This is a genomic window from Vibrio sp. 10N.222.46.A1 (assembly GCF_041473595.1).
Lineage (GTDB): Bacteria > Pseudomonadota > Gammaproteobacteria > Enterobacterales > Vibrionaceae > Vibrio > Vibrio tasmaniensis_A.
Map to the genome: position 1 here is coordinate 1 of NZ_JBFRSN010001798.1, position 257 is coordinate 257.

Genomic DNA, 257 nt, shown 5'->3' on the forward strand with positions numbered 1-257 from the left:
ATGTTATTTATCTCGGTGTATTTGAACTACGCCACCAAATAAGCAGGTCCGAGAGATTAGCAAAATGTTGCAATTAAATTGTCAATAGGCTGTAAATTACTAAAGTATTAGCAGTTACTGCATTTTGCCATCGGTAACCCCGCTACCATACCAACGAGTGGTTTAGGCCGGAAGCTTTGCGTCCCACTTTTTCAAGTGGTTTGCCCTGTGCGTGACTGGGTTATTAGAATAAAGTTTTTGTTGAATTAGGCTCACAC

Annotated in this window: 1 riboswitch. The window is 40.9% G+C overall.

The features are described 5' to 3' along the window. Positions 1-129 precede the first annotated feature (129 nt). Positions 130-215: riboswitch (cyclic di-GMP riboswitch) on the reverse strand. Positions 216-257 lie beyond the last annotated feature (42 nt).